The sequence below is a fragment of the Microbacterium sp. Leaf351 genome (assembly GCF_001423825.1).
GTDB lineage: Bacteria > Actinomycetota > Actinomycetes > Actinomycetales > Microbacteriaceae > Microbacterium > Microbacterium ginsengisoli.
Window position 1 is genome coordinate 12,852 of the sequence record NZ_LMPK01000004.1, and the last position, 4,729, is coordinate 17,580.

Annotated in this window: 4 protein-coding genes; 2 read left to right on the forward strand and 2 right to left on the reverse strand. The window is 71.5% G+C overall.

Going from position 1 to position 4,729, the window contains the following annotated elements:
- The first annotated feature begins 27 nt into the window (after window positions 1-27).
- Together ASG00_RS01965 and ASG00_RS01970 are read left to right on the forward strand one after the other, a co-directional pair.
- Complete coding sequence (locus tag ASG00_RS01965) at window positions 28-678, forward strand: hypothetical protein (protein WP_056206460.1); 651 nt, start codon at window positions 28-30, stop codon at window positions 676-678.
- Window positions 679-841: 163 nt separating this feature from the next.
- The gene (locus ASG00_RS01970; RefSeq protein ID WP_056206462.1) at window positions 842-1,447 is read left to right on the forward strand and encodes a hypothetical protein; all 606 of its coding nucleotides are present in this window, start codon (window positions 842-844) and stop codon (window positions 1,445-1,447) included.
- Between the two features lie 357 nt (window positions 1,448-1,804).
- Here the strand turns inward: ASG00_RS01970 and ASG00_RS01975 are convergent, their stop codons facing one another.
- Together ASG00_RS01975 and ASG00_RS15105 are read right to left on the reverse strand one after the other, a co-directional pair.
- Complete coding sequence (locus ASG00_RS01975) at window positions 1,805-3,394, reverse strand: chitinase (protein WP_156454763.1); 1,590 nt, start codon at window positions 3,392-3,394, stop codon at window positions 1,805-1,807.
- The coding region (locus ASG00_RS15105) for a hypothetical protein (protein ID WP_442922579.1) at window positions 3,391-4,729 on the reverse strand (1,339 nt) is incomplete at its 5' end. The genes ASG00_RS01975 and ASG00_RS15105, both read right to left, overlap by 4 nt.

Consider the following 4,729-nt stretch of genomic DNA (forward strand, 5'->3'; position numbering starts at 1 on the left):
GCGTTCTTCGCGGTCGCGGCCACCGCCGTGTTCAACGCCCTCTCGTCGGGAAAGGGCGACCCCGCGAAGCTGATCGACGCGCTCGGACGGGCGGGCTCGGAGCGACGCCTGCTGATCGCGAGCAACCATCCGACTGAACAGGCCGTGCTCGACGGCACCCTGCTGCAGGGCACGCTGCCCGAGGCGTCCGTCGACCAGACACCGGTCGCGATGTATCTCATGGACACGGTCGGATCGAAAATCGACTACTACCTGAAGGTCGGTGCGGATGTCTCGTGGTGCGGCGCACCTGCGGTGAACACCCCTGGGACGGCGTCACTCAACGTCACACTCACGAGCACCGTGCCCGCCGACGGGGCGACCGCTCTCCCCTGGTACATCACCGGCGGCGGGGCCTTCGGAACAGCCCCCGGCATCGTCGGTGTCGCGGTGACGGTCTATCTACCATCCGGCATGCAACTCGCGCAATCTGCATCGACAAGCACCGGGGCACCGATCACAGTGTTCAGCGACCGGGGCCGAACGGTGCTGAGGTGGAACGAAAACCTTGCGCCGCAAGGGAAGTCGGCGGTCTCGATCCGGCTCGCCACCGACCACGCGAGCGCTCCGCTTTCGCTGGTGACGACTCCGACTATTTACCCAATCGAAACATCTGGGCTGGGAAATTCCTGCGGCTAGCCGCCATACTGGCTGTGCGGTGTCGATGGGGTTCCGCTAGCGGGGGTATCCGTGGGGGCATCAATCCATCGGGCAGTTCGGCTGGCGCTGCATCGCCGTGAGCTTCACATCCCCCGTCGCTCCCGATATCCACATTCAGACAGCCACCGAACAGGAACACCACATGACGCACAAGATCAAGCGGGCCCTCGCCATCACGGCGATGGCGCTGATGCTCGCGGTGGGTGGCGCTTTCGTCGCACAGCCCGCCTTCGCTGCGGGTTACTCGGGCACCCCGAGCGACCCGACTCCTACTCCCGAGAGCTTCCCTGCGGGAACGGTCATCCTCCCCGCCGGCACGGCGCCGACCCTGCCCGGCCCGGGCAGCTCGGCCACCTTCGTGCTCGGCGGCTACTCCGCCTACGAGGTCGTCACCTTCACCCTCACGGGTGAAGGCATCACGGCGGGTTCGCTCGCCACGATCGTCAAGTCGGTCGTCGGCACCGCCTCGGTCACCAAGAAGGCGAACTCGTCGGGCCAGATCCAGCTCACCGTCAGCATCCCCGTCGGCGCCAGCGGCTTCTCGCTCGGCGGCGGCAACCTGCCTGCCGTCACCGGCGGCGGAAGCAGCGGCACGACCACCAACCCCGGCAGCTCGCTCCCGCGCACGGGTGCGGACTCGACCATGCTGCTCACCCTCTGGGTGGCCGGCGTCGCTCTCGCCCTCGCGGGCGCGTCGATCGTGGTCGGCACGGCGGTTCGCCGCCAGCGCGCAACGGTCGCCAAGTAACTCCCCAATAGCGAAGGGGCCCCGGACACTGTCCGGGGCCCCTTCGTCGTTCTCGGCTTTCGAGGACCCCCATCCTCGGCGCCGACCCGGGCCGACTCAGACTGCGTGAATCGCGTACGCAGCCAGAGCGATGACCCCCAGTGCGAGAAGCACCATGAGCACATACGCGCTCCAGTGCACCCCCTGCCGCACCGGCGGGCGGCGAGAACGTGACCGCGATCGCTTTGATGTGGGCACGCTCGAAAGCTAGCGGCCCCCAGTTACCAGCCGGTTACGCGGAGGGCACAGGGCACTATGGCGTCGCCCGAGCCGGGGTTGCGACCTGCCTGCAGCGGGTCGGCGGGACGAGGCATCCGTCTACTGGCCGAGAACCTGCCACGGCGACCGCTCGTGATCGGTCTGCGACAGCGACGGGTCATCGCCCTGCGTCCACCACTTCGCGACGTACGGAGTCGAACCCACCTGCACCTTGTCACCGGCGTGATAGGCGACCGACGCCGACCAGGCCGCGTAGGTTCCGGGGGCGACGCTCGGCAACGCGTACGGGGTGTCGGTCGCCAGCACCGGGCCGACGAGCGTCCAGGCGCTCTCGGTCGCCGCGAGAGTCGGGTCATCCGGTTGGGGATTGCCCTGCGTCCAGTACTTCGCCACGTAGACGTTGCCGTGCCAGACGACCTTCACACCCACCGAGTAGGACTGGTCGGGCGACCAGATCGGGTACGGCGCCGTCGACGGGTCGTCGGAGGTCACCGGCGTCGGCACGCTCGACGCCGCCGGCGATGCGCTCGGCCGCTGCGTGAGCCCCGCCGACAGCACGGTCGCAAACGACTGCCCGCCCTGGTCGACACCGCTGCAGTCGGTCGAGACCACCTTCGGGTCGGGATAGTTCGGCCCGCAGGTGCGGTCGCGATTCAACGACCACATCGACATGCGGCCGATCGCCTTCGACACCGCGAACTCACTCAGCTTCTGCGCGTCGGCGATGGTGAAGACCTCGGATGTCACATCGTTCTGCCCGATCATCGGCGTGGACCCGATCAGGGCCCATGCACCGCCCTCGGGAAGGGTGATCTTGGCCGCGCTCCACAGCGCTTCGACCTGGTCATGCGTCGCGCTCAACGCGTCGATCGCGACCTGCCCCATCGTCGCACCGCCGAGGTCGACGTTGTAGTCCATCGTCATCGCGTTCACACCCGAGAGCGTCACGCCCGCAGCCAGCAGCGTGCGCACCGCCGCCTGACCATCGGAGGTGAGCCCCTGACGGCCCACCGGCAGCGTCACCCACACCTCGAGCGGCTGCCCCTTCGCCGCACGCTCCTTCTGCAGCGCGGCAACCGCCTGCGCCCGCCGTGTGGCGGCGGCCGTATCGGTGAGGGCGGCGCCCTCGATGTCGAGATCGATCGAGCCCACCTCGTAGCGGTCGATCACCGCCGCGTACGCCTTCTGCAGCGACGCCTCATCGGCGCACGCCGACGCGAGCTCGGTGTTCTTCTGACCGCCGAACGACACCATCGCGTCGCCCCCCTGGGAGCGCAGCTTCGCAAGACGGCGATCGAGGTCGAGAGCGGATGCCGCGGCATCCAATGTGTACGCGGCACCCCACGTGGGCACGCACTGATCCTTCGCCTGCGCGACGACGAACGCGAGCACGACCTCGCTCTCGGGGGCTCCCGTCTCGGTGACGAAGTCCTGCTGCCGGGTGGTGGTCACATCGACATACGGGGCGAACCATCCGGTCAACGCGGCGGGCGTCACCTGCGCCTGACGCAGCAGATACGGCACACCGAACGCACCGCCCGTGATGACCGCGGTGACGACGGCAAGCGCGAGCAGCACCCGCCACACGGACAACCGCTTGCCCTCGTGGCGGCTGGGACGGCGGGGGGCGCGCGCGGGAGCGGTGGTGGTGCCGGAACCGCTCGCGTCACCCGTGGGCTCGACGCTCACTCCGAACCCGGCCACAGGTCACGCTGGCGGGCGCGCTTCGCGCGCGGAACCTGCTGATCGGCGGCGTACTGCTGCGCGCGCTCGCGCGGCGGCACCGGAGCCCGACGGTCACCGTGGTAGCCGCGGTACTCGGGCTCGTCGGGCCACAGCGGGGTGCCCGTGGCCCGTTCGCGGGCGCGCGGCAGGATGCGATCCTGTCCCGGGTTCCAGTCGGCGGGCATCGACTGTCCGGGCTCGGGCACCGATGGCCACAGCGGGGCGTTCTGCCACGCCGCGTTCTCGAGGTCGCGCATCTGCGGGCGCGTGTAACCCTGCGGCCCGTTGGCACCCGGGGCGACCTCACGGCGGCGCGGCGGGTAGTTCTGCGCCGGCGGGGCGGCCGGGTAGCCCGCCGCCGGGTAGGCGGGCGGGTAGGGCGCAGCGCCGGGCGCGGCGGGGTAGCCGGGCTGCGCGGGGTAGCCCGACTGTGCGGGGTAACCCGACTGAGCCGGGTGGCCGTTCTGGGGGTAACCGGCGGGCGGGTTGCCGCTCGCCGGGGGCTGAGCGGGCTGGCCCGACTGCGCGGCATACCCCTGCGTGGGGTAGCCGCCCTGGGCGGGGCCGGCCTGCGCCGGGTAGCCGGGCTGCGCGGGGTAGCCCGGCTGCTGCGTGGGGAAGGCGTTCGCGCCGGGCTGGCCCGCACCCGCCGGCGGCATGCCGGGGTAGGCGGGAGCGGGCGGGTAGGCGCCAGGCACCGAGGACGCGGCCGGAGCGGTGAACTGCTGCGCCGGCGGGTAGGGCTGCCCCTGAGGCGAGCCGGTGGCCGGGTAGGCGTCGCCCCGGGGGTCGAATGCCCCATGGGGCTGGCCCGACGGCGCACCGTACTGCGGAGCGAACGACGGCATCGGCGCCCCGGGGGGCACTGGCACCGCCTGCGCCCGGATCGGCGCCGCCTGCGGGTGCGACTGAGGGGCATAGACGGGCTGCGCGGGCGGCTGCGGCTGGGCGTAAGCGGGCTGGGTGTAGGACGGCTGAGCGGGTGCGGCCGGCTGCGCGTAGTTCGGCGGAGTCGGCGCCGCGTACGTCGGCTGCGTGGAGCCGGGCTGCGTGGGCTGCGCAAAGCCGGGCGCCGCGAACGGCTGTGCCCCGGCGCCGCTCGGCGGCGGCACAGGACGCGGCGGTGCGACGGGCATCTGCGGAGCGGACGCCTGCGGCGCCCCGGCACCCGCCGACGCCGCCGGCCGCTGCACCCACGGCTGCGGCTCCGGTCGCTCGTGCTGCGCGAAGAACGCCCGCTGGTGCTCCGTCACCTCGTGCAGTGCCTGCGCCTCGCCTTCGGCGTGCGCCGCGGCGGGG